This is a genomic window from Mucilaginibacter sp. (assembly GCF_028288205.1).
Taxonomy (GTDB): Bacteria; Bacteroidota; Bacteroidia; order Sphingobacteriales; family Sphingobacteriaceae; genus Mucilaginibacter.
In genome coordinates, this window is record NZ_JAQBOD010000042.1 from 66,102 (window position 1) to 89,508 (window position 23,407).

18 protein-coding genes are annotated in these 23,407 nt (G+C 41.9%); 6 read left to right on the forward strand and 12 right to left on the reverse strand.

The features are described from left to right. Positions 1-109 precede the first annotated feature (109 nt). The 3 genes from JWR23_RS09670 (at position 110) to JWR23_RS09680 (ending at position 5,219) form a co-directional block, all read left to right on the forward strand. Positions 110-1,213 carry a sensor histidine kinase gene (locus JWR23_RS09670; RefSeq protein ID WP_299515649.1) on the forward strand — a complete coding sequence of 368 codons (1,104 nt, stop codon included), beginning with the start codon at positions 110-112 and terminating at the stop codon, positions 1,211-1,213. Positions 1,214-1,380: 167 nt separating this feature from the next. Further along, positions 1,381-2,289, forward strand: coding sequence for a hypothetical protein (locus tag JWR23_RS09675; protein WP_299515650.1), 909 nt, complete (start codon positions 1,381-1,383; stop codon positions 2,287-2,289). 35 nt (positions 2,290-2,324) lie between these two features. Next, entirely contained in the window at positions 2,325-5,219 is a 2,895-nt protein-coding gene (locus JWR23_RS09680; RefSeq protein ID WP_299515651.1) for an outer membrane beta-barrel protein, read from the forward strand. A gap of 228 nt (positions 5,220-5,447) precedes the next feature. Here JWR23_RS09680 and JWR23_RS09685 read toward each other — a convergent pair whose 3' ends face one another. Next, positions 5,448-6,098 carry a YceH family protein gene (locus JWR23_RS09685; RefSeq protein WP_299515653.1) on the reverse strand — a complete coding sequence of 217 codons (651 nt, stop codon included), beginning with the start codon at positions 6,096-6,098 and terminating at the stop codon, positions 5,448-5,450. Positions 6,099-6,224: 126 nt separating this feature from the next. On the opposite strand from JWR23_RS09685, the gene JWR23_RS09690 reads away from it, so the two are divergent. Beyond that, positions 6,225-7,043 (forward strand): MBL fold metallo-hydrolase, encoded by an 819-nt coding sequence (locus tag JWR23_RS09690; protein WP_299515655.1) that lies wholly within the window; start codon positions 6,225-6,227, stop codon positions 7,041-7,043. 442 nt (positions 7,044-7,485) lie between these two features. Here the strand turns inward: JWR23_RS09690 and JWR23_RS09695 are convergent, their stop codons facing one another. From JWR23_RS09695 to JWR23_RS09710, 4 genes are all read right to left on the reverse strand, one after another. After that, positions 7,486-8,067 (reverse strand): DUF4142 domain-containing protein, encoded by a 582-nt coding sequence (locus JWR23_RS09695; RefSeq protein WP_299515657.1) that lies wholly within the window; start codon positions 8,065-8,067, stop codon positions 7,486-7,488. A gap of 120 nt (positions 8,068-8,187) precedes the next feature. After that, positions 8,188-9,147, reverse strand: a complete 960-nt coding sequence (locus tag JWR23_RS09700) for a D-2-hydroxyacid dehydrogenase (protein ID WP_299515659.1) — start codon at positions 9,145-9,147, stop codon at positions 8,188-8,190. A gap of 5 nt (positions 9,148-9,152) precedes the next feature. Next, complete coding sequence (locus tag JWR23_RS09705; RefSeq protein ID WP_299515660.1) at positions 9,153-10,904, reverse strand: L-lactate permease; 1,752 nt, start codon at positions 10,902-10,904, stop codon at positions 9,153-9,155. Between the two features lie 213 nt (positions 10,905-11,117). Next, complete coding sequence (locus JWR23_RS09710; protein WP_299515661.1) at positions 11,118-11,660, reverse strand: DUF4142 domain-containing protein; 543 nt, start codon at positions 11,658-11,660, stop codon at positions 11,118-11,120. A gap of 133 nt (positions 11,661-11,793) precedes the next feature. On the opposite strand from JWR23_RS09710, the gene JWR23_RS09715 reads away from it, so the two are divergent. Further along, positions 11,794-13,257 (forward strand): glycosyl hydrolase family 28 protein, encoded by a 1,464-nt coding sequence (locus JWR23_RS09715; RefSeq protein WP_299515662.1) that lies wholly within the window; start codon positions 11,794-11,796, stop codon positions 13,255-13,257. Between the two features lie 331 nt (positions 13,258-13,588). Here the strand turns inward: JWR23_RS09715 and JWR23_RS09720 are convergent, their stop codons facing one another. The 3 genes from JWR23_RS09720 to JWR23_RS09730 are packed head-to-tail and all read right to left on the reverse strand — an operon-like array spanning position 13,589 to position 18,089. Further along, positions 13,589-14,443, reverse strand: a complete 855-nt coding sequence (locus JWR23_RS09720) for a sugar phosphate isomerase/epimerase (protein WP_299515664.1) — start codon at positions 14,441-14,443, stop codon at positions 13,589-13,591. 35 nt (positions 14,444-14,478) lie between these two features. Next, positions 14,479-16,773 (reverse strand): c-type cytochrome, encoded by a 2,295-nt coding sequence (locus tag JWR23_RS09725; RefSeq protein WP_299515666.1) that lies wholly within the window; start codon positions 16,771-16,773, stop codon positions 14,479-14,481. Positions 16,774-16,802: 29 nt separating this feature from the next. Next, a complete protein-coding gene (locus JWR23_RS09730) occupies positions 16,803-18,089 on the reverse strand; it encodes an MFS transporter (RefSeq protein ID WP_299515667.1) in 1,287 nt (428 codons plus the stop codon). Positions 18,090-18,496: 407 nt separating this feature from the next. On the opposite strand from JWR23_RS09730, the gene JWR23_RS09735 reads away from it, so the two are divergent. After that, complete coding sequence (locus JWR23_RS09735; RefSeq protein ID WP_299515669.1) at positions 18,497-19,585, forward strand: type I phosphomannose isomerase catalytic subunit; 1,089 nt, start codon at positions 18,497-18,499, stop codon at positions 19,583-19,585. A 216-nt stretch (positions 19,586-19,801) separates the two neighbouring features. On the opposite strand, the gene JWR23_RS09740 is transcribed toward JWR23_RS09735, so the two are convergent. The 4 genes from JWR23_RS09740 to JWR23_RS09755 all read right to left on the reverse strand — a co-directional run bounded on the left by JWR23_RS09740 (position 19,802) and on the right by JWR23_RS09755 (position 23,320). After that, complete coding sequence (locus JWR23_RS09740; RefSeq protein WP_299515671.1) at positions 19,802-20,161, reverse strand: hypothetical protein; 360 nt, start codon at positions 20,159-20,161, stop codon at positions 19,802-19,804. Positions 20,162-20,290: 129 nt separating this feature from the next. Further along, the gene (locus JWR23_RS09745; protein ID WP_299515673.1) at positions 20,291-21,424 is read right to left on the reverse strand and encodes a glycerate kinase; all 1,134 of its coding nucleotides are present in this window, start codon (positions 21,422-21,424) and stop codon (positions 20,291-20,293) included. A 434-nt stretch (positions 21,425-21,858) separates the two neighbouring features. Next, positions 21,859-22,641 (reverse strand): molybdopterin-dependent oxidoreductase, encoded by a 783-nt coding sequence (locus JWR23_RS09750; RefSeq protein ID WP_299515675.1) that lies wholly within the window; start codon positions 22,639-22,641, stop codon positions 21,859-21,861. Continuing rightward, positions 22,622-23,320: a cytochrome b/b6 domain-containing protein gene (locus tag JWR23_RS09755; RefSeq protein WP_299515677.1), complete on the reverse strand. Its 699-nt coding sequence runs from the start codon at positions 23,318-23,320 to the stop codon at positions 22,622-22,624. The genes JWR23_RS09750 and JWR23_RS09755 overlap by 20 nt, the downstream gene beginning before the upstream one ends. Positions 23,321-23,407: the final 87 nt, after the last annotated feature.

Sequence of the window (23,407 nt, forward strand, 5' to 3'; positions counted from 1 at the left end):
TAAGATATTATTATAAAACAGCAAGCAGGTTAACAGCATTTCGTCGCAACAATACAGGCTTTTGTCTCATAGTTGTTACAGTCTCCTAATTTCTTATTTTATTTGTGCTATGAAAAAACTGATCAATAATCGTTGGTTCCTGTTCTCCATGCCTTTTGTAATATGGTTCCTGGTATTAATCTTGCCATTTTTAGCAAGTACCGATAGTAATAATAATTTTTTGCCGGAAGGCGCTCACCGCCGGTGGGTGCTTAATATCATGACCTCTAATTTTTTATTGTTGTGTGTTTTTTACCTGCACACCTATTTAATATACCCGTTAATTAATAAAAAAGTAATTTGGTATGTGCTGGCGCTTGCTGCATTGCTTGGTTTATACTGGTTATGCTGGTATTTTTTGCGATCAGAGCCTCACAACGCGCGCTTTATTATGCTGCGCACACAAGGCGGCCCGCTCTCTCCGCATTTTCCAAAATCGCCCAACATCCGTGTGCGCCGTTTTGGGGGACCACCAGATTTCTTCCCGCTTTTATCGCCACTGGTTGCCATTTTATGCAGTGTATGTTACCGTGTGATATTAGATAACCGCAGGCGCCTGCAATTATTAAAAGAACAGGAAACCAGTCATTTAAAATCAGAATTAACCTTTTTGCGGTCGCAGATAAGCCCGCATTTTATGTTCAATATTCTGAATAACCTGGTAGCATTGGCCCGCAAAAAGTCTGATGACCTGGAACCGGCTATTGTAAACCTATCGCAACTAATGCGCTATATGCTGTATGAAAGTGATGATCACCGGGTGTTTCTAAGTAAAGAAATTGAATACCTGAGAAGCTATATAAACCTGCAAATGCTGCGATTTGGCAACAACATGAAGGTAAACATCGACGTAAAGGGCGATCCGGATCTGTATACCATAGAGCCAATGCTGTTGATCCCCTTTGTTGAAAACGCCTTTAAACACGGTACAGGCATGGTTGCCGACCCCGTTATCGCCATATCAATATCCATAGATGAAGAAACCCATTTAATGCGATTTATAGTAGTTAATGGGGTTAGTGCCCTGGATGTATCAAAAGACAACAGCTCGGGAATAGGTATAGCCAATGTAAAAAGAAGACTGGCTATTTTGCACCCGGATAAACATGAGCTGACCATACTGAATGAAAATCATTCATTTACGGTAGACCTTTCAATCTATCTCTCCAATTAATTACTAATTTTTTAGTTTACCATAAAGCCTTGTCGCTTCAATACGTAAAGTGGTCGCAACAATCAACTTAATGGTATACTTTATTTTCGGCATTAATAATCCGTTATTATAATTGTATGGTGTTAGCTTTTAGGCTGATGCTTCTTTTAAACCTAATCAATAAAAAAATGAAAAAGCTAATCTCTTTAACAAGTTTATTCCTGCTTTCTTGCTTAACTGTGTTTGCACAAGAAACTAAAAAGTTAAAAGAAGTGCAGGCTGCTAATCTATGGGCACCTTCGCCAATAAAAATTGATGGGGTGCTTAAAGAGTGGGGCGATTCTTTTCAGGCTTATAATAAAGCCACCAAGTTATATTATACCATATCAAATGATGATAAAAATATTTACCTGGCCATAAAATCAACCGATGCGGTTAACAATAACAAAGTTACAGCTGGTGGCATAACCCTTACTATAAACACCGACGGAAAGAAAAAAGAAAAAGATGCATTTAGCCTTACCTATCCGGTTATACAAAGGCCAACAAGAACCATGCGAGGCCCGGGTGTAGGCGGCCCCGGTGGTGGTGGTCGTTCGGTAGCTGTTACTGATGTAGTAGTTACCGGCGGTCCAGGTGGCCCGGGCGGGCAAACCGTGGATTCGGCAATGATAAAAGCGGCACATGAGCGTACTATTGCGGCCGCCAAAGAAATAAAAGTTGCCGGCTTTAAAGACATAACCGATTCGCTTGTTTCTATATATAACGAGTATGGTATTAAAGCCGCTATTGGTTATAACGCCATGGGGAATTTTACATATGAAATGGCCATACCCATTAAACTGCTTAACTTAAAATCTGACGGACAGGAATTGAACTATAACGTAAAAGTTAACGGCATTGTAATACCCGCTGCGATGATGCAGGCTATGTCCGAAGGTGGCAACGGCGGCGGCGGTGGCGATGGCCAACGCGTTGTAATGTTTGGCGGTCCGGGTGGTGGTGGTGGTGGCCCACGTGGCGGCGGTGCCAGCACTTTCCAGGAAATGACAAGCCCCAGCGATTTTTGGGGGAAATATACTTTAGCAAAAAAATAATACCCCCTCTCTCTATACGATTATAAACTTACAACATGAAAAGATTACTTACCGTAGCCGTTTTGATATTATTATCGGGCAGGCTTTTTGCCCAGATGCAAACGCGCGCGGCTTCACCGGCCGCGTTGCCCCCTCCGTTAACCTCACGCGAGGTAAGCGGTGTTGTTAAAGACGAAAGCGGGCAAACATTAATTGGTGCTTTAGTTACGCTTAAATCAAAACTGGATACCATAAGAACCTCAACTAATGATGATGGCATATTCATAATAAAAAATGTAAAACTGGCCACTTTTAATATTACCGTTGAAAGCATTGGCTCGGTTTCTTTTATTAAAAAATACTTAAACAGCGATATTACCAAAAGGATAGTCTTAGACCCTATTACGCTTAAAACCAAAAGCAATGAGCTTAATGAAGTAAAAATTAATGGTACCCCTAGTATAACTTATAAAGTAGACACGGTTGAATACCGTGCCAGTGATTATAAAGTGCGTGCTAATGCAACCTTAGATGAATTGCTGAAAAAAATGGAGGGCATGGAAGTTGGAACTGATGGAACATTAACCCATCAGGGCCAACAGGTAGTAAAAGCTAAGTTAAATGGTAAAGACTATGCAGGCGGGGACGTTGCCCAGGCCATTCAAAATTTACCTGCAGACATTGTTGAAAAAGTACAGGTTGTTGACGATTATGGCGACCAGGCCGCAAGGACCGGTGTTAAAGATGGCGACCCGCAAAAGATATTGAATATTACTACCCGTGCAGACAGGTCTGTAGGTACTACCGGACGTTTAATAGGGCAATATGGAAGCGCCGACAGGTATAACGCTCAGCTTTTTGTTCAACGCATAAACGCTAACCAGCAATTAGGTATAATTGGCAACTTACGCAACACCGTGCTTGGTGTTGCCTCTACCGGCCTGCAGGGCGGCGCAACCAATAGCGGTGGCGGCGGCACAGGTGTTGGTACAAATGCCACCGGTGGTGGTGGAGGTGGTGGCACTGGCGGCAGTGGTGGTACAACCCGTTCCGGATCGCCATCATTTAACTACCGCGACCAATGGAGCAAAAGTGTACAGGCGGTGGGCAGTTATACCTATATGTTTAATAATAATAACGCTTTAAGCGATAGTTACGGACAAAGATATACCAGCTTTGGCCCGAGCAATTTTGTTAACAAGAGTACAAGAGAAACAGACACAAAATCGCACAATGTTAGGTTTGAAATGGATATCAACCTGGATAGCGCCAATTACTTGCAAATAACACCAACTTTTAGCTATAGCAATTCGCCAACCTCAAGCAATACCTATAGTGATAATATCAATCATTATACTACAGGTTTTGAGCACGTAGTAAATAACGGTATTAACTCTACTTTAAACTCAAGCAGCAATTTTGGCCTTACCGCTTTTTACCTGCACGTATTTAAAAAACCGCGTAGAAACATTTCTTTACAGGTAGGCATTACCCACGCTAACGCCAAGGCCGATGGCGAACAAAATACCGCATACCACTATTATGCCGATACAACTCAAAACGTTTTAATAAGAGACTCATTGGTACATTTATTAACTCACAGAACCAATGCGACAACAACCTATACAGCTACATTGACCTATGTTGAACCACTGAGTGCCCACTCTCAATTAGAGTTTGCCGGAAATTTGAGTCAGAGAAATAACAATACGGTATCCCTGCAGGATACCGTATTGGCAAACGGACAAATAGTGCCCGTTTCAAAGTATAGCACTATATATAATTATGATATTACCGATACACGCGCAACTTTAGATTATCGTTACAATGGAGCCAAAGTTAACTTATCAATTGGAGCTGCCGCTGTACCGTTTCTGTTAAAGGGCACTAAGTTTGACAATACAGTGGGTGCAAATGCGTCTACATCACGTTATGATTTCAGGGTAATACCGGCTTTCCGTTTTGCCTATAGCTGGTCTCGTACAGAACGGTTTACCTTAAACTATACCGGGCGTAACCAGGAGCCTGATTTTACGCAAATACAACCATTTACAGACAGATCAAACCCTGATAATATTGTGGTTGGTAACCCTAACCTTAGTCCCTCATTTACCAACACACTTACCGCCCAATACAATAATTATTTGGCAAACTCTAAATTTAATGTTTCGTTAGGGGTAACGGCAAGCAGTATTGATAATTCAATAGTTCAAAATACGCTGCAAATACGGGTGCCGCTTACGGTAAATGCTTTGGATCCTACTAAAAACACATTTAAAAACATATCAGAAACACATTATCTTAATTTAGATGGCGCCCAAACACTGGTTGGCAGATACACCATTGCCAAACAACTGGACGACCGCAGGTATAACCTGTCGTTAAATGGAAATATAACTTATAATTACTCGCCGGCAATGAGTAATAATCAACTATACCATCAAACAACCTGGAGATTGGATGAGCGTTTTGGTCCGCGTATAAACCCAAGTGAAAGCTTCGAGATCAATCCATTCGTTGGATATGATATTTCAAGAACATTTACAACATTGTTTAATGCAAATTCAACGCAATTACAAACAACCTCGTTAGGCCTTACCAGCAAGATGTATTTCTTTAAAACCTGGCAGATCAACTATGATGCTACCAAGAAATATATAACCGGTATTAGCGGTGCCAATACTAATCCATTAATTTTAAATGCCGGTTTTGAAAAAGAATTTTTTGCCAGACGAAACCTGGTACTAACATTTAATGTTTATGATTTGCTGCACCAAAACAATTACATACAGCAAACAGTAACCTCTACCGGGGTAACCAATACCTTGTCTAATTCATTGAGCCGTTACTTTATGGTGGGCCTGCGCCTTAACCTGCAAAAATGGAGCGGTACACCAACACGTAATGGCCAGCAAATGATGCGCCGTGGCGATGGTAGCTTTATATATTAAAAGAGAATAGTTTAAGTTAGATTGGAAGGTGATGGATTCAAATCCATCGCCTTTTTTTGTTGCATTAGAACGCGCGCCGTTGACTCACCCCACGGCACTTCGTGCGCGACCCTCTCTTCGCCTTCGGCGGAAAGAGGGTTGTTTCTTTTAAGCCGGAATCCCGGCACCCTCTTTCCGCGCAGCGAAGAGGGTCGACAAGCGGAGCGATGTCGGGGTGAGTAATCGACATTAACTCAACTCCTTCATCAACTTATCAAAAGCCGCCTTCAGCTCTGCCAGCTCCAGCTCAACTTTTGAAAGGCGGGCCTCAATGCCACTACCAGGCCTGCCCGGTAATTCATCCATTTCGTCATCCTCGCTTATCTCTGGCACGCCGGCCAATAAATGAGCGTACCGTGCTTCTTTTTGACCGGGGTGTTTGGGCAACTGCATTAAATATGGCATATCGCCGCCGGCAAGCTTATCTAAAACCTCCTGCACTTCTTCTATCGATTCAAATTCGTACAACCTGCCCGAATTGGTATTTAATTCGCCGGGGGTTAATGGCCCCCGCAGCATCAGCAGGCATAGTATAGCCAGTTCTGACGGTACAAGCGGATATACAATGGCAAAGTTGTGCTTATATTTTACCGATCGGATAGAGCCGCCTGTGGCTGTTGATATTAATCCACGCTTTTTGAGCGTGCTCAATGCGTCCATTACAATAGCTTCTTCATACTGCACCACTGGTTTGCGCGATGTTTTTTGATTACACGCTGCGGTAAGGCCATTAAGCGTCATGGGGTAATAGTCGGGCGTGGTTTTGCATTTTTCCATTAATGAGCCCAAAACACGCAATTCGGCAGCATCAAGTATTGGTAAAGTTTGTGGAGTGTCCATTTTATAATGTACTAAGCTGATTTGAATATAGAATTGTATTTCCGCTATTTAGATAGATGCGATTTTAGCAATAAATATTTAATCTTTTAGCTTAAATATTTAATTAAAACCGGTTAATTTGTAGTAATGTCTTTATTTGTAGCCTCGTTAAATTCCGGAAGCAATGGTAATTGCTATTACGTTGGTAATGAGCATGAGGCGGTATTGATTGACGCGGGCATATCCTGCCGCGAAACCGAAACCCGCATGGCGCGCCTGGGCCTATCCATGCGCAAGGTAAAAGCCATTTTTGTATCGCATGAACATTCTGACCATATACGGGGCGTTACCGTACTCGCAAAAAAATATAAGCTGCCGGTTTATATAACCCCGCTTACTATGCACCATGGTGGTTTAAGATTAGATGACAACCTGGTAACAACGTTCTTTGCCGACCAGCCCATACACATAGGCGAACTATTGATCACCGCGTTTTCAAAGCTGCATGATGCCGCCCATCCGCATAGTTTCACTATTGCCTGCGGCGATGTGAAAGTTGGTGTTTTTACCGATCTGGGTGTTGTGTGCGAAAATCTGATCCTGCACTTTCAACAATGTCACGCCGCTTTTTTAGAAGCTAATTATGATGAGGGAATGTTAGAGAGCGGCAACTATCCATTTCATTTAAAACGGCGCATTCGCGGTGGCAATGGCCACTTATCCAACAGGCAGGCATTAACGCTGTTTATAGATTATAAGCCTGCGCATATGAGCCACCTGTTTTTATCGCATTTATCAAAAGATAATAATGACCCTATATTGGTTCATAATCTTTTTAATACCCACGCCCGGGGTGCAGAAATTGTTATCGCATCAAGATATGTTGAAACGCCTGTTTACCACATCAGCGGCACGGGCAACCCAGCAAACGCCGCTATAGCGAGCCTTCAGTTCAGCTTATTTTAATCATAGATGAGCAGGCACCTTGACATGGTGCCAAAGCTATTGAGCCGTATACATTTCACGATGTCCTTTTAATACCTGTAAATAAAACGGGCGCTTTTTAACAGATAGTTTACGTTTTTTAGGAGTGAGAAGCGTTAAAAAAGGAGAAGTTCGCTAAAACTTCTCCTCTAAAATTAACTGATCTCATTATTCTCATAAAGAACGAATTGGTTTAGTCCGATTGTAACAAGTGCACAAAGGTATAAATTCCTATGTACTAGGTAGAATAAATTTTAAATTTCTTTTTTAATCTTTTCCCAAAATCTTATTAGGCAAAAGCACCATCTTGCAGTTTATACGTCTGCAATAAAAATATTTCAAAAAACAGGGCCATAATTGCAAAAAGCATATATAAGCGGTTTTTTTCTATGTGCTTTTTACAAATAATGTATTTTAATGAAAATTATTTCATGCCATCATGAATAGCCTTAATGTTTGTTAAATGCCCTTTAATTGTGGGCAATGTTTTATCAACAAAAGCTTTCAGATCAGCATCTTTAAGCTTTTTAGAAGCATTTTCAAACATATCAACAGTAGCTTTATGGTCAGAAACCATTTTATCCACATAAGCCTTATCAAAATCAGCGCCTGACTTTTTAGAAAGATCAGTAATTGCCTTTTTCGAATCGGCGTTAACTGAATCAGGCAGGGTAATGTTTTTAGTTTTTGCAACCGCTTTTAATTCCTCACCCGCTTTTGAGTGATCCATAACCATCATAGCAGCAAAATCCTTTACTTTGGCATTGGTTGCTTTTTGTTCGGCAAGCTTACTCAGTTCTACCTCTGTCATCCCGCCATTAGCCGCATCAACAGCAAATTTTGCGTCATCCTTGTCAACGGCTATCCCCGTCATGCCCGAAGTTGTCGTGTCTTTTACCTTGTTTACACTATCCGCAGAAGCGGTACTGTCTTTTTTAGTGTTGTTGCAGGCCTGAAACATCAGCCCGGCCAATGCAATCATTACAATCAAATTTAGTTTTTTCATGGTTTATTTTTTTTCTTCTTATGATAAACCACTTGAAAAACAATATGTTTTGAAAAATATTTAATAGGTTTCTTTCATTTCGAACGATCGTTCAAAATGAAAGAAATTAATAAAATATAGTTATCTATTCACTACATTAACAGCTGCACCATCAATAAAAGCCTGCAAATTACTCACCACCGTATTCATCAATCGCGTACGCGCCTCTTTAGCTGCCCAGGCAATATGCGGGGTAATAATACAATTCTTCGCTTTAAAAAGCGGGTTGCCTGCAGAGGGCGGCTCTACAGATAGTACATCAATGCCCGCGCCGGCTATTACACCATTATTCAGCGCGTCGGCCAGGTCGGCATCAACTACAATAGGCCCTCTTGAAGTATTTATCAAAAATGCCGATGGCTTCATTTTTCTTAAATTTTCTGCGTTTATCAACCCCTGCGTTTCGGGCGTTAACGGGCAATGGATACTGATCATATCCGATCGTTGCAAAAGCTCATCCAGGGTTACCCATTTAAAATTCTCGCGGTGCGATTGGTCGGTATGTGTTCTGCCGGTGGCGATAATGTTCATATCAAACGCGGTGGCGATATCGGCAACTTTTTTGCCTATCGTTCCAAACCCAATTATGCCCAAAGTTTTACCGGCAAGCTCTATCAGTGGATAATCCCAAAAACAAAAATCGGCAGAACGGGCCCATCTGCCGTCCATAACCGCGTCACTGTGTTTTTGTACATGCAGGCAAAGCTCCAGCAAAAAAGCAAAAACCAGTTGCGCCACAGCAGGGGTGCTGTAGCCGGGCACATTGCTTACAATTACGCCGTTCTTTTTGCATACTTCGGTGTTAATAATATTGTAACCGGTAGCCAGTACGCCAATGTATTTCAAATCGGGCAGTTGGTTTAATGTGGCTTCGTCTAACGGGGTTTTATTGGTTAAAACAACCGTTGCCCCTGCACAGCGTTTGGTTATTTCTGCATAAGGGGTGCGGTCATATATGGTTATATCGCCTAATTTATTCAGCGCATCCCATGACAGGTCGCCGGGATTAAGTGTATATCCGTCAAGTACTACTATCTTCATATTATTTAAGCTGATCCTTTACGCCCGGTTAATTTAATTAATGCTACAAATATCGCAATAAGTAATGCCAATATAATTAACCAGGTATAGCCCGGCAACGCTGTATTTAAAGCTACCGTATTTACGGTAGCAACAGGCGTGCTTGCCGGTATTATCCATTTAAACCAATAGGCTTGCCCCATCACCAGCAAACACAAAAACAATAATATAAAAAAGCTATGCTTTAGCGTGAACCGAAATAGCGCCGACTCCTTCCCAATCAAATTACCGGCAGCTGCAGCTACAGCTATAGATTGTGGCGATATCATTTTACCAACCACACCACCCGAGCAATTGGCAGCAACGGTAACCACCGGGGCAACCCCAATTTTGGTGGCAGTTACATATTGTAATTTTGTAAATAACGCGGTTGATGCGGTGTCTGATCCGGTTATAAATACACCCAGCCAGCCTAATACCGGCGCAAAAAATGGAAACAGCGGACCGGTTGCGGCTAATAATAACGCTATGGTTGTGGTAATACCCGAATCATTTACTATGTAAGCAAAGCTTAAAACCGACATGATGGTTATTATTGGGAACATTAGTTGCTTTAAAGTAGCCGCAAAAACCACTGTGCCTTGTTTATAGGTTAGGCCAACAACAGGTACAGCTATCACGGCTGATAAGAAAACGGCTGTACCTGCTGCCGATAGGTAATTAAACTTAAACACATGCGGCAACAATGTGCCCTTTTGATCGGCTATACTATTATGCAGCCCGGGGAAATTGAATTGCAGTTGCCCTTGAGTATTCAGGAACTCTTTAACAGACGGTAATCCCCAGGTTAATATTACTATAGTTAATAACAAAAATGGCGACCAGGCGGTAATGATCTGGTTAACAGTATAAGTCTCTTTTATTGTGGTTAAAGGAGATTTTTCATTAGCGAACCGCCATACGGTTTTCGGTTTCCAAAATTTTAAGAAAACTATTAAGGCTATAATTGAACCAATGCCCGCAATAATATCGGGCAATGCCGGACCAATAAAATTAGAAGTAAAGAATTGCAGCAACCCAAATGAAAGGCCCGAAACTAATATGGCTGGTAACACTTCAATAGATCTTTTAAAGCCGGACATTAATACTACCAGGTAAAACGGTGTAAATACAGATAAAATAGGCAGCGTTCTGCCTACCATCTGTGATATTTCCATTTCATGAATACCTGATATTTGTGAAGCTACTGCTATGGGTATACCTACCGAGCCAAATGCTACGGGCACTGTATTGGCTATTAAGCATAAGCCGGTAGCATACATAGCATCAAACTCCAACCCCACTAACATGGCAGCAGTTATAGCTACCGGCGCGCCAAATCCTGCCGTGCCCTCTAAAAAGGCGCCGAAAGAAAAAGCGATGAGCATGGCCTGTAATCTTCTGTCGGGAGTAACAGCGGCCATAAAATGTTTAATGATCTCGAACTGGCCGCTTTTTATAGTTAAGTTAAATAAAAACACCGCGGCAATAACTATCCAGCAAATGGGGAAGAACCCATATAGCGCCCCGTTAGCTACTGATAAAAGCGCCAGCCTCACCGGCATCCCATAAATCAAAACAGCTATAAGTATGGCTACGGCACATGCCATTATACTGGCTTTATAGCCTTTTGTTTTTTTGATAACCAGCGCCCAAAAAATAACCAATATAGGTACCAATGCCACTAATGCAGAAAGCGTTAAGCTATTAAGCGGGTTAACGGGCTGTATCCAGGTCATGATAATTGGTTAGCTAAATTTAGTTGAATATTTTATAAAAGCAACTGCCCGCGTTTATCTTTTATAAAAACGGGTTTAGAATCATGGTAATTCGGAAAAACGGGGAGATTTATAAATCGCTTCATTAACCCCTCCCTACCCTCCCAGGGGAGGGAATCACACGACCCACAGCTTTTTTATCTTCTGAACACTCTTAATTAGATCTCTAAAACCTTACTTCATACTATCCTGTATCGCCTTAATATCGTCTGCCTGTTTTTTTAATATTGCCAGTGTTTTTACAGCAAAAGCGTTTAGTTCTTTATCCTTTACATCATCTGTCCCATCATCAAATAACTTAACCGCTTTTTCATTGCCTTCGGCTAACTTGGCAATAAATGCTTTGTCGAATTCGCTGCCGCTCTTTGAGTTTAGCTCGTCTTTTTCCTCCTGCCCGTCGCTGTTAAGTGGCAGATTTATTTTTTTAGCTGTGGCTATGTTCATTAATTCTTCGTTGGCTTTTGCATAGTCTTTTAAAATCTTAGCGGCCAACTCCTTTACTTTGCTGTTAACTAACTTGTCTTTTGCAAAAAAGCTTAACTCTACCTCGGTAGTGCCGCGGTCCGCGGCCGAAGCTGCAAAATTTGCATCGTCTTCGCTTACCAACGACCCTGTTTGATCAATGCCAATTATCGAGTTTTCTTTTTTGCTGTCTTTACATGCCTGAAACATTAAGGCAGACAACATGATCATAATAATTGAACTTGTTTTTCTCATCTTTCTTTATGTTTTATAATTGTGGCTACAAATTTATTTGTTTTACTTTTTTTTGCAAGAGCCGATATAAACTTAGTCGCTTTTACCGACATTTATACTTCCATCTCCTTTAAAAGCGCCTAAATTATAACCTATGAATAAATTAAGATTTTTAAGCCTGTTGTTAACGGGTATGCTATTCCTGCTTGTATTAAACACTAATGCAACCGGCAAACCTAAAGGCAAGATAGTAGTTTATCCGGCACCCGCGGGCGAAGTTTTAGACCAACGCTATAAAATATCGGTCGTAGGAAAGAACGTTGCGGTTTATACAGCTAAAATAGCTGCCAATGGTACGCCAGATCAGTTTAAAGGAATAGCCGATATAAAAAATTCTCATAAATATTTTGACACCGCTGCCTTTGCATATTTTGATATGCAGGGTTCGGCAACAGTAACCGTTACCGTTCCTGAAGAGGTTACTTCTGTTAAAGTACTACCCACATCTTTTGGAGTTAATGCTACTATACATGGGCGCTCCATCTCTTTCGTGGTTTCATCGCCCAAAAACCTTACTATCGAGATAAACGGCGAATGGGTAAAATCGCTGCACCTTTTTGTTAATCCGATTGAAGCCAATGTGCCCAAAGCCAATGACCGCAACGTAATATATTTTGGCCCGGGTATACATACTATAAGCCACCTGGAAATTGGCGATAATAAAACTATTTATGTTGCTGGCGGCGCAATAGTGCGGGCGGTGATAGATTCAAGCGAGAAATACCGTGTTAATAAAGGCGATGGCATGCGCAATTATTCGCCATCTATATCTTTACGCGGACGGAATATTACCATCCGCGGGCGTGGTATTATTGATGCCGGCGCGTGCCCTACTCATGCCCGTAACTTATTATTTATACGCGGGCAAAATATAAATGTAGAAGGTATTATCCTGCGGGATGCCAGTACTTGGAACGTTCCTATCCGTCAATCGGATAGTGTGACCGTTGATAATCTAAAGATATTTGGCTATCGTGCCAATACAGATGGTATTGACATTTGTAACAGCCGCTATGTAACTGTAAAAAACTGCTTCCTGCGTACCATGGATGACCTGATAGTGGTTAAGGCGGATAAGGGCCAGGGCGACGCTAAACACATACTGGCTACCAATTGCGTACTATGGAACCAGCTGGCCCACGCCCTTAGCATAGGCGCCGAGGTTAGTGATAATGTTGATGATGTGCTTTTTACCAACTGTGATGTAATACATGACAAGGGCCGCGAATGGTCTATGCGTATTTATCAATGCGATGGCGGCACGATAAGCAATGTGCATTTTGAAGATATCCGTATTGAAGAAGCGCATAAGTTTATTTCTGTATGGATAGGCCACGCTGTATGGACAAGGCCCGGCGACGGCTTTGGCAAAGTACAAGGCATTAGTTTTAAAAACATAACCGTGCTTGGCGCTCCGCTTACTGTCGACATGGTTGGTGCTGACGCCGATCATGCCATAAAGGATATAAGCTTTAAAAATGTAGTAATGAATGGGCAGGCCCTTACAGCCGCGCAGATTAAAGCCAATACGTTTGTGAGTGGGGTAGCGGTAGAGTAACTCTTCTATTGGGTTTTGTTTCACGCGAGGGTGAAACAAATGAAACAAGTGAAACAAGATTTTGGCTTAACCAATTGAAATACAATAACTTGCCTAAAAGTGGTGAAACAAAATGTAACAACTTATTCGTCAGTATTTTTATGGGTAACTATTGGTTAATTTGTTGGTAATCAAATTATTGCAAAACGGGTGATTTCTATGTGGTGAAACAAGATGAAACAACATCGCTGACGATATAGTGCATCACATTCCTCCTATGACGGGTTATATATAAAAAAGGCGGCCCGAAATTGAAATTCGTGGCCGCCTTTTTATGATTTATGCAGGTCGCTTACCTGGTCAATCCTTCCAAATACTTCAAACTAACCGGCATTTGCGCGTCAATAAATTCCGGCTTGCTTTCGTCTTCAATATAGTAGTATTTGATTTTGGTTTTTCGTGCCGCTTTTAATACAGCCTCCATATCTATCTGGCCTTCTCCTACTGCAACAAATGTTGCCGATCCGCCACGTTCTAACCCTTTTTTCACGTTTTTAACGTGCATCAATTTAAAACGATCAGGATATTTTTGCAACAAAGCAACCGGATCCTGGCCCGGCCAGTAAACCCACATTACATCCATTTCGAACGATACATATTTAGGGTCGGTGTTTTTTACCAGGTAATCAAAAAGCAACCCGTCGCCTAACTCTCCGGCCGGTTTAAACTCAGGACCGTGGTTATGGTAGCAAAAGGTCAAGCCGTTTTCGGCCAATGTTTTACCAAATTTATTAAAGTCTATCGCGGCTTGTTTAACTACATCAGCGTGCAGATCCTTAAAATCGCCGGGGTGAGGGATAGAGCCTATACGCACAAACTCGGCACCCAAAGCTTTAGCCTGGGCAATAACTTTATCCATATGCTTGTCCAGGTCGCCATAACCTACACCTATACTGGTACAACGCATTCCGCGTGCATCCAACAAGGCGCGCAACTCTTCGGGCGTTTTTTTAAAAAGGTTCGAAAATTCAATATTGGTAACTCCCAGCGATTTAATTTTATCTAAGGTGCCCGGTACATCTTTAGCAAAATCATCGCGGTAAGTATAAGATACTACTCCCGGTATATCTTTTAATAGCTTTTTTTGGCCGAATGCAATTGGCGCCAAAAAACTGCTTAGAACAAGGCAAAAAATAATTCTTTTCATAATTGGTTTATATTATAGTAGGTTAAATTTACAGATCAATTGGTTTTTAACGAGGGATCAAGCTCATCCATAGTGAATGATTTTTCCCTTTTACTATATTTATTACGGATGTTTGATACGTCGTCGACAATGATCCTGCTGCCATTGTTGTTCCACGCGTGACGAACGTAATTTAATATCTGCACAATATCATCGTTGCTAAAATCTTTGTTATCGGCAAAGCCCGGCATTTCGCCACCTATCTCGGGTGCTTTATATAAATGCCCTTTTACCATAACCGGGCCGGATAATCCTTTTAAAATTATGGATATCAATACCTCTTTACTCCCATTTATTATTTCCGATCCGTTAAGCGGCGGGGCAAGTGATGGTATACCATTGCCATCTTCGCCATGGCAGGTTTTACAAACCGTATTAAAAATAGCCGCACCTTTAGGGTATAACTTTGCCAGGATTTTAGGATCGCTATTGCGTTTGGCTTCGTTCATAGCGGTAATAACCCGTAATATGCGTTTGTTTACGGCCATACTGGTATCGGGCACTATGGCTTCAACCCGTTTCTGAAAGGCTTCTTCCCTGTTTTGCAGGTTGCTTACAATGGCATCGGCAACAAATAGATTTTTAGGGTATTTTTTGGCAAGGCTCAATAGGATATTATCAGCCGCTGCTTTGTCAAAAGGCTGTATGGCATTGGTTGCAAACGCTACATACGGCGCGGCAATGGTGTCATTTTTAGCTACATTTTGCTCAAACGCGCTGGCAAATTGTTTATAGTTGCTTTTATTGACAACCGATGGAGAGACCGTTATGGCCTGCATACGGATATTCCAGGTTGGCGATTGCAGCAAGGCCAAAACCTCGTCGGTTTTTATCTGGCCCATACCCTCTAATGTCCATAAGGCATGGGTAACTAAAAACACATTGGTCGATTTTATAGCCGCCTGCAAAGCCGGTATAGCTGCTGCTGGTTTACTGTCAACCAATATTTGTTGTGCCTGGTCGCGTACATAACCGTTAGGACTACCCAGCAAGGCTACAAGTTTTAAAGGGTCGTCCGGGAAAGTTACGCTAACCAGTTTTTTACCGGCCGGATAAACTTTATACAAGCGACCGCATGATAATGGCTTGGTCAGATCGCGTTTTTTTATCTCTTGTTTCAGGTAAGCGCTCAAATAGGTTCTGTGCTGAATAATACCACGGTACATATCTACAATATATAACGCGCCATCCGGACCATCATACAAACTTACCGGGCGGAAACGCTCATCAACACTGGCTAAAAACTCGCGGCCATGATATGCCTCACGGCCCTTTACCACATTGCCGTTCTCGGCCAGTATATCGCGCTTAATTAAGTTGGCCGATGGTTCGGCAACAAAAGCATTAAAATCGTAAGCCGGGCCAAATAGTCCGCCGCGATAGATCATCGGTCCGCAAGCGGCTGTAAAATTGGTTAGCCTTAAGCTATCATCTAATACCCCCTTCATATAACCGCGGTTAACACCCGTTGTCGGTCTTATCGGGAAAGTGCGGTTATCAGCAACGGTACGCTCGCTATAGCCCGCTACATTACGTTGGTTTTTATTATTCAACCCCAATCCCGGCGGGAAGTAATCGCCAACCAGGTTGGTTGAGTTATCGTTGGCATACATGCGGCCCACATTATCCTGGGTAATGCCCCATTGTCCCTTTTCGTGCGCTTTTTCTGTCAGCCATTTATCGCCCATTTTGCGATAGCGCTTTGGCGAGTTGGCATTGTATATCCAGTTGTCCAACCCGCGATATAATCCGTTTGATGAATGCTCTACGTTACCGCCATCGGTATATTTGCTGTCTATTAATGTCTTTTTAACCGGCTTGTCGTTTTCCAATTTATAGTACCATAGGTAGGGTGGCTCGGCTACTAATATGCCATCTTCAACCAAACAAAAAGCGCGAGGCATAACCAGCGAGTCTATAATTACCTTGCGGTCATCCATCACCCCATCACCGTTTTTGTCAGACAGCATAACCACTTTGGCGCTTGGCACATTTTCGCCATTACCTAAGGTGTCGGGCATATAATCTTCCATTTCTAACACCCATATCCGGCCTTTCTTATCAAACATCATAGCTACCGGCGAGCTTATTAGCGGCTCGGCCGCTATCATTTTTATAGCCATGCCCGGCTCTAATTTCATTTTACTGATAGATTGATCAGCCGGCACTACCGGCGACGAATTAGGATCCGCCGGCGGCGGATTATTCATCACAATAAGTTTGTGGGTTGTACACTGGTACAAAACCCCAGCGGCCAGTATTAATAAAACTATATAAATATACTTTTTCATGTGTATTGACTTAATGACTTTAATAATGGTTATAAGTTTAAAGGCTTCATGGTTGATGTAAGCCGGTGAATAATGAGCCATGAAATACTATATGCCAACGCGCACATAATAAATATAATGTTATAGCCGGCACCTATATTACCTAATGTTACATAATGATCTAATAATACGCCAACAAACAACTGAAACAGTGCCGATGCCAGTGAGCCGGTCATCCCACCCATACCCACTACTGAGCTTACTGCTTTTTTAGGAACAATGTCTGACACAACTGTAAATATATTAGAGCTCCATGCCTGGTGCGCGGCCATAACCAAGCCAATAACTGCAACCGCTATCCAAATATTAGTTGTATAGCGCACCAGTACAATTGGCAGCACTACAATAGCCGCTATTAATAACGTGGTTTTACGGGCCTTTAATACCAGCCATCCTCTTTTTATTAATGCCGATGATAAATAACCGCCGCCTATGCTGCCAATAGTAGTTGCCCCATAAATAGCAACCAGTTCCAAACTTGGCTTTTTAAGATCGAGGTGATACACTGATGCAAAATAAGACGGCAGCCAAAACAAAAAGAACCACCACACAGGGTCAGTAAGCGCTTTGGCTGATATAAACACCCAGCTTTGTTTTACACTTAACAGCTTGCTCCATTTTACAGGCTTTTCGTTTTCTCCGTCACCGGGTTCGTTATCGCTATGTATATAATCAAACTCTTCTTTACTTAATCTTCTTTGGCGTGATGGTATCTCATAAAATATCAGCCACAATACCAGCCATACAAAGCCTATAGCGCCGGTAATTAAGAAAGCAAGGCGCCAGCCATAAATGGCCAATATTAACGGAACTAAAATTGGAGCTATGACGGCACCAACACTTGTGCCCGAATTAAATATACCGGTAGCCAAAGCTCTTTCTTTTTTCGGGAACCATTCGGCAGTGGCTTTTACTGCCGCGGGGAAATTTCCGCCCTCGCCCAGTCCCAACAATGACCTTACCGCGCCAAACCCGAAAGTGGTATTAACAATAGCGTGTAGCATGGCGGCAATACTCCAAACAACAATGGAAATGGAATAGCCTATTTTTGACCCGATACGATCTATAAACCCTCCAAAAACTACATAGCCTAACGCATAACAAGTAGTAAAAGCAGCTACAATATAGCCATAGTCGGATTCTGTCCATTTAAAAGCAGCTTCCAGCGTTGGCTTAAGTAAGCCAATAATCTGCCTGTCAATATAATTAATAGTAGTAGCAAAGAAAAGAAGGGCACAAATAACCCAGCGGTAATTTGTAATTACGGGTTTACTCATTTATAGCTGTTTACTAAAATACAATTTAGGTTTGGGCAATATTGGTTTTAATCAGACAAATAAACCCGAATTTTTTAATAAAACCCTAAATATCCGCCATCAATCACTAAATATATTTACGCAATCGTTTTCATAACAATTCTTTTACTTAAAAAAGGCCATGAATAGGTTGTTAATTATAATTGATTTGTAGGCAGCCCCGGCGAAAAACATTCTTGTTCAATAATAGCTATCAATAGCGTTGGATTACGATCTAAACCATTTAAATTGGCCAAATAAATCTTGCATTGGATTATGCTGCATGAAAACGCCTCCACGGGCAATATTATAAGTTTAAAAGAATTATAAAAATATCGACCACCTATAATGAGAAAAGGCAGGGAGAAATATTACGAGAATATAACTAAATGAAACCATCAGAAACTATACTAAAACTATTAAATAACCGGGTAGTACGTTCTTACACCGGCGGTAAGCTTATTGAACAGTGGCAAGGCCTAAATAACCCTGCTGATAATGATAAACCTGAAGAGTGGCTGGCATCAGTAGTAGAAGCGCGCAATAAAAACTATATCCCTGGTGAGGGTTTAAGCACTGTATTAATGCCTGATGGCTCAACGGCAAAACTTATCGACCTGATAAAAGCCGACAGCGAAGGTTTTTTGGGTGAGGAACATGTGGCTAAATATGGCGTACATACTGCGGTGTTGACCAAGGTACTGGATGCCGCAGTTCGGTTATCTATCCAGGTGCATCCTACAAAAGCTTATGCCAGGGACTATTTTAAATCAGACTATGGCAAAACCGAGGCCTGGTATATTATGGGTGGCAGAGAGATAAATGGCGAGCCGCCTTATGTGCTGATTGGGTTTAAACCCGATGTAACCAAAGCGCAATGGAAAAAATATTTTGACGAGCAGGATATTGACGGCATGATAAACGCCCTGCATAAATTTTATGTACAGCCCGGCGATGTGTTTTTAATTGAAGGTGGCCTGCCCCACGCTATTGGCAGTGGCTGTTTTTTGATAGAGATACAGGAGCCTACCGATTATACCATGCGGGTAGAACGTAAAACATTTGATGGCAGCACATTGCCGGATATGCTATGCCACCAGGGCGTTGGTTTTGATGCCATGCTGGATTGTTTTACTTACGAGGGGCTATCTAAATATGACACATTAAGAAAATATGCCAAACACCCGGAGCCTGTTGTTTTAGAAGATGGCACTACGGTTATTAAATTAATAACCGATGCTGATACTGCTTGTTTTCAAATGGATAAGTTGATTATCCCCGACATTTATCAATTGGATGATGACTCATTTAAAACGCTTATTATTTTGGCTGGCGAGGGCTGGTTTGTGCACGGCGGCGAAACCATAGAGGTTAAACAAGGCGACACTTATTTTTTGCCTGCGGATGTGGGTGAGGTACATATTGAAAACAGTGGTGCTGATGATTTAGAAATTATTGCTTGTTATCCACCCCAATAAACCCGATATAATACGGTACCCTTGTTTATGAGACCAGAGCCAAATAAAAAGTGGGGATATAATAACAAAATAAAAAGTAACGCCCACCGGCGTGGGCGATGAGATACCATACGCAATATCTGGGCAGCAGGCGAACGGAAATAAATTAAAAACAATCACCTTTTATACTAAAAATCCGCCCCGAATTATCGGGGCGGATTTTTTAGTGAGCCTATATTACACCGGGTTAAGTACTTTTACCCTTAGGTTGCGCAATTTTATAAGGAGGCGAAATACCTCGCTATTCATAAGCTCCAATGGTGGTCGCTTGGTATACTTAAGCTCAACTGTGGTTATTACTTTACTTAGCTCATTAAGTATAGATGCCTCTAATGGCAAATTGTTATCTAATTGTTCAGCATCATTAACACCGGAAGTTTTACTCAAAAAGTAATTACTTTTATTTAGCCGTATACCATATATCAATTTATTATTAGGCTCTTTAGTAATATGATTAATAGTAAAAAAATAAGTCTGGCTGTTAATATTTGCCTGTATCATGCTGTTAGTTCTTAAGGTAAACTGGGGGAATTTCATATAATTCTTTTTTACGTTAAAAAGCAACAAGGTCTATTATATATAATCAGACAACTAGTATGCCAGTGTGGCACCTATAGGTTGTAAATCAAACAGGCAGTATAGAAAGTTTCTAATTTAGGACAGTTATTAGTTGCTTAAAGCCAATAGGTTACCTATTTCCATAGCGGTACGCACCAGATTTGTGTGCGTATTCTTTAATGCGGTAGCTAAATCTGTGGGTTCAATATTAATTGAGCGAAGCATGTCAAAGTGTTGATTTAATGCTTCACTATACACTATGGCCACTTTTCCGGCCAAACCAATTACCTTCAAACCCCGTCTCTTAGCCAAAGCAGCCACCACAGCAGGGGCCTTTCCTTGTAATGTTTGTTCGTCAATACTACCCTCGCCGGTAATTACAATGTCGGCATTTTGCAAAGAAGCTTCAAAACCGGTAAGTTCTAAAAAATGCGTCGCGCCACTTACCAGTTTGGCATTTAAAAAGGCATGCAACCCGGCTGCTGCTCCGCCGGCAGTACCGCCATATTGAATATGCGTTATATCTTTTCCGGTTTCCTGTAGTGCTATGGCTGCAAATTTTTTAAGCATGGCACCAAGCTTTACCACATCAGCAGCTGTTGCGCCTTTTTGCGGACCAAATACCGCGGCTGCCCCATCGGCACCTAATAGCATATTATCAACATCGCATAAAATAGTTATATCGCAAGCAAAAACACGTTTATCTAAAGGACCAATATCAACCATGGCCAGGTCAATGAGCTGAGCCGGAACAGGGGTCAGCTCCCGGCCATCTGTATCATAAAATAACATACCCAGCGCACTTAATATACCCGCACCCCCATCCACTGTTGCCGAGCCGCCCATGCCAATTATAATTTTATCTGCCCCTTTATCTAATGCCTGTTTAATAAGCTCCCCCGTTCCGGCGGTGTTGGCTAACATAGGGTTTAATTCGCCTGGCTTTAGCAAGCGCATGCCTGACGCATCGGCCATTTCTATTATTGCAGTGCGGCTATTGTCAACCCATCCAAATGTTGCTGTTATTTCGCGCCCCAATGCATCATGCGCCGGGACGGAAATTATTTGGCCATCCAGGTGTTTTATAATTAAACTACCCGTGCCATCGCCACCATCACCCACCGGAAAAAGCCGGCAGGTGCAATTAAGATCGCTTTGCTGCAGTCCTTGTGCTATGGCCTCTGCAACACCTTGCGCGTCAAGACTGTTTTTAAAAGCGTTTGGAGCGATCAATACATTCATACCAGCTAAATTAAGGCTAAAAGCCGGTACTAACTAATGCGTTAAGCGCACCAGCGAATTGCGAACAAGAATTATGGCTAAAGTGGCCGCTGTGACCGTCCTGCAATAATTTACCATTTAAACGGCAAGCCCCTTAATCATATTAAACATGCGCTTGATGCTTAATTTTAAATCGCTAAACACGTTAATTTTTGAGTTAGATTATTTAACATAGTTGATTTTCAGCCAATTACAATTTTTAGTGTACCAGGGTGTACCCAAGTGTATCAACGTGTACCTGGTACAGTTACAGTAATAACATTTAACGGGTATAGGTTTATTGCTGCATTTGCTTACCTCACGGGCGAACTAATTTTTTATATCGAATTTAATCACTAAACGCGTTTATTTTAATATCAAAACACAATACATATTTGGCACTTCGCGTCTTGAACCTACAACCCTGAATAATAATCATACCCGCGCTCTGCCCAGTAATCGGGCGGGCGGGTATTGCTAAAGGTTATGGTGCCTATGCGTTTAAGGTTTTTAATGCCGTATTTAACGGGGATAATAAGCCTTAGCGGGGCACCGTGCTCCAATGGTAATGGTTTGGCGTTAACCTCGTAAGCCATTATGGTTTGGGGGTGCATGGCGCTGGGCATGTCAATACCCACATAGTAACCCTTATCCGGCGTTTCCATGCCAATATATCCCAGTTTGGCCTGGTCGTCTAATTTATAGTGGGTTATAAAATCGCTGAATTTTACGCCACCCCAATACTGTATCTGGTCCCAGCCCTCCACGCATTTAAAATCAAAAACTATTTCTGTTTTAGGCAATGCCTTCAGGTCATCTAACGATACCTGCAGCATTTCGCTGTTCTGCTTTTTAACCTGCAGTTTCCAGGCTGTTATATCAAACTTCTTTTCGGCCTCAATACCAATATCACTATTAACCCGCACCTTTTTTGCAGCCATTGATTTTGGATAGGTTTTAACCAAATTGTTATTGCTGAAAACCTTGCGGAAAGCCAGCTCGGTTTTGTTAAGCGCGCGTCGCAGGGGCTTGCGCGCACCACCCGTAACGGTTATTGTTTCTATCGGCGAATTATATAACCATTTCCAGGCAAGGGCCCCGCCCAGGGCAGCTGCGCTAAAAACACCAAACGAAATAAAGTTTCGCCGGCTGATCTTTTGATCTATGGTTAGCGGTTTTTTAATCTTTTTCGTTTTCATCAGCAACTTTAATTTTTGGTTTAGGTTGGTCATCAACCACCTCGAACCCTGAAATAACAGAGCTAAAATTACGCCATCCTGCCAGGATAACCTGCACCACATGGATAACGAAAAACAACACATAACCAATAGTTAGCACAAAATGCAATATCCGCGCAAAATGATACCCACCGCATAGCCAGATTAAATAATAAAATTGCACCGGCTTATAAACAGCAAGCCCGGTAATTACCGAGCCAATACCCATAATGATAATGGCCGTATAAGCAATGCGCTGCGCGGCATTATATTTTTTTTGCGGGGGCGCCATTTTACGGATATGCAGGTCATGCAATAAAACCAGCCATGCTTCTTTAAACGAATGTTTATTGGGCACCAATTCACGCCACTCGCCCGAGATAAGAGTGTATAGTATATAAAATATCCCATTCAGGATAAAGAACCACATGAACAGGAAATGAAAGGCCATTCCTTCTGAGAGGCGGTGCACCAAATGAAATTTTTTATAGAACCAATCCGGAAAAAAATGAAAATAAGTGTGACCAAACAGGGTGATTTTATATTCGTCATTGGCCCAATAGATCAGCATTCCGCTCCATATCATAATGGTGAGTAGCGGGAAGTTAACCCAATGCGTCCATCGCATGGCTAAGGAATGTTTTTCTTTAATGGTTTTCATTTGATTAGTGAATTTAGCAATAAAATATAAAAGCTGATGCTCCTTCACCTTTTATATATGCAATTTGGTTAGCTTCCGATTTTAAAT

Bases quoted from the DNA above. Each gene is read 5' to 3' on its own strand.
- JWR23_RS09675 (WP_299515650.1), top strand. From the start codon at position 1,381: ATGAAAAAGCTAATCTCTTTAACAAGTTTATTCCTGCTTTCTTGCTTA.
- JWR23_RS09710 (WP_299515661.1), bottom strand. From the start codon at position 11,660: ATGAGAAAAACAAGTTCAATTATTATGATCATGTTGTCTGCCTTAATG.
- JWR23_RS09685 (WP_299515653.1), bottom strand. From the start codon at position 6,098: ATGGACACTCCACAAACTTTACCAATACTTGATGCTGCCGAATTGCGT.
- JWR23_RS09720 (WP_299515664.1), bottom strand. From the start codon at position 14,443: ATGAAAAGAATTATTTTTTGCCTTGTTCTAAGCAGTTTTTTGGCGCCA.
- JWR23_RS09690 (WP_299515655.1), top strand. From the start codon at position 6,225: ATGTCTTTATTTGTAGCCTCGTTAAATTCCGGAAGCAATGGTAATTGC.
- JWR23_RS09680 (WP_299515651.1), top strand. From the start codon at position 2,325: ATGAAAAGATTACTTACCGTAGCCGTTTTGATATTATTATCGGGCAGG.
- JWR23_RS09750 (WP_299515675.1), bottom strand. From the start codon at position 22,641: ATGAAAACGAAAAAGATTAAAAAACCGCTAACCATAGATCAAAAGATC.
- JWR23_RS09745 (WP_299515673.1), bottom strand. From the start codon at position 21,424: ATGAATGTATTGATCGCTCCAAACGCTTTTAAAAACAGTCTTGACGCG.
- JWR23_RS09705 (WP_299515660.1), bottom strand. From the start codon at position 10,904: ATGACCTGGATACAGCCCGTTAACCCGCTTAATAGCTTAACGCTTTCT.
- JWR23_RS09725 (WP_299515666.1), bottom strand. From the start codon at position 16,773: ATGAAAAAGTATATTTATATAGTTTTATTAATACTGGCCGCTGGGGTT.
- JWR23_RS09735 (WP_299515669.1), top strand. From the start codon at position 18,497: ATGAAACCATCAGAAACTATACTAAAACTATTAAATAACCGGGTAGTA.
- JWR23_RS09695 (WP_299515657.1), bottom strand. From the start codon at position 8,067: ATGAAAAAACTAAATTTGATTGTAATGATTGCATTGGCCGGGCTGATG.
- JWR23_RS09670 (WP_299515649.1), top strand. From the start codon at position 110: ATGAAAAAACTGATCAATAATCGTTGGTTCCTGTTCTCCATGCCTTTT.
- JWR23_RS09740 (WP_299515671.1), bottom strand. From the start codon at position 20,161: ATGAAATTCCCCCAGTTTACCTTAAGAACTAACAGCATGATACAGGCA.
- JWR23_RS09730 (WP_299515667.1), bottom strand. From the start codon at position 18,089: ATGAGTAAACCCGTAATTACAAATTACCGCTGGGTTATTTGTGCCCTT.
- JWR23_RS09715 (WP_299515662.1), top strand. From the start codon at position 11,794: ATGAATAAATTAAGATTTTTAAGCCTGTTGTTAACGGGTATGCTATTC.
- JWR23_RS09755 (WP_299515677.1), bottom strand. From the start codon at position 23,320: ATGAAAACCATTAAAGAAAAACATTCCTTAGCCATGCGATGGACGCAT.
- JWR23_RS09700 (WP_299515659.1), bottom strand. From the start codon at position 9,147: ATGAAGATAGTAGTACTTGACGGATATACACTTAATCCCGGCGACCTG.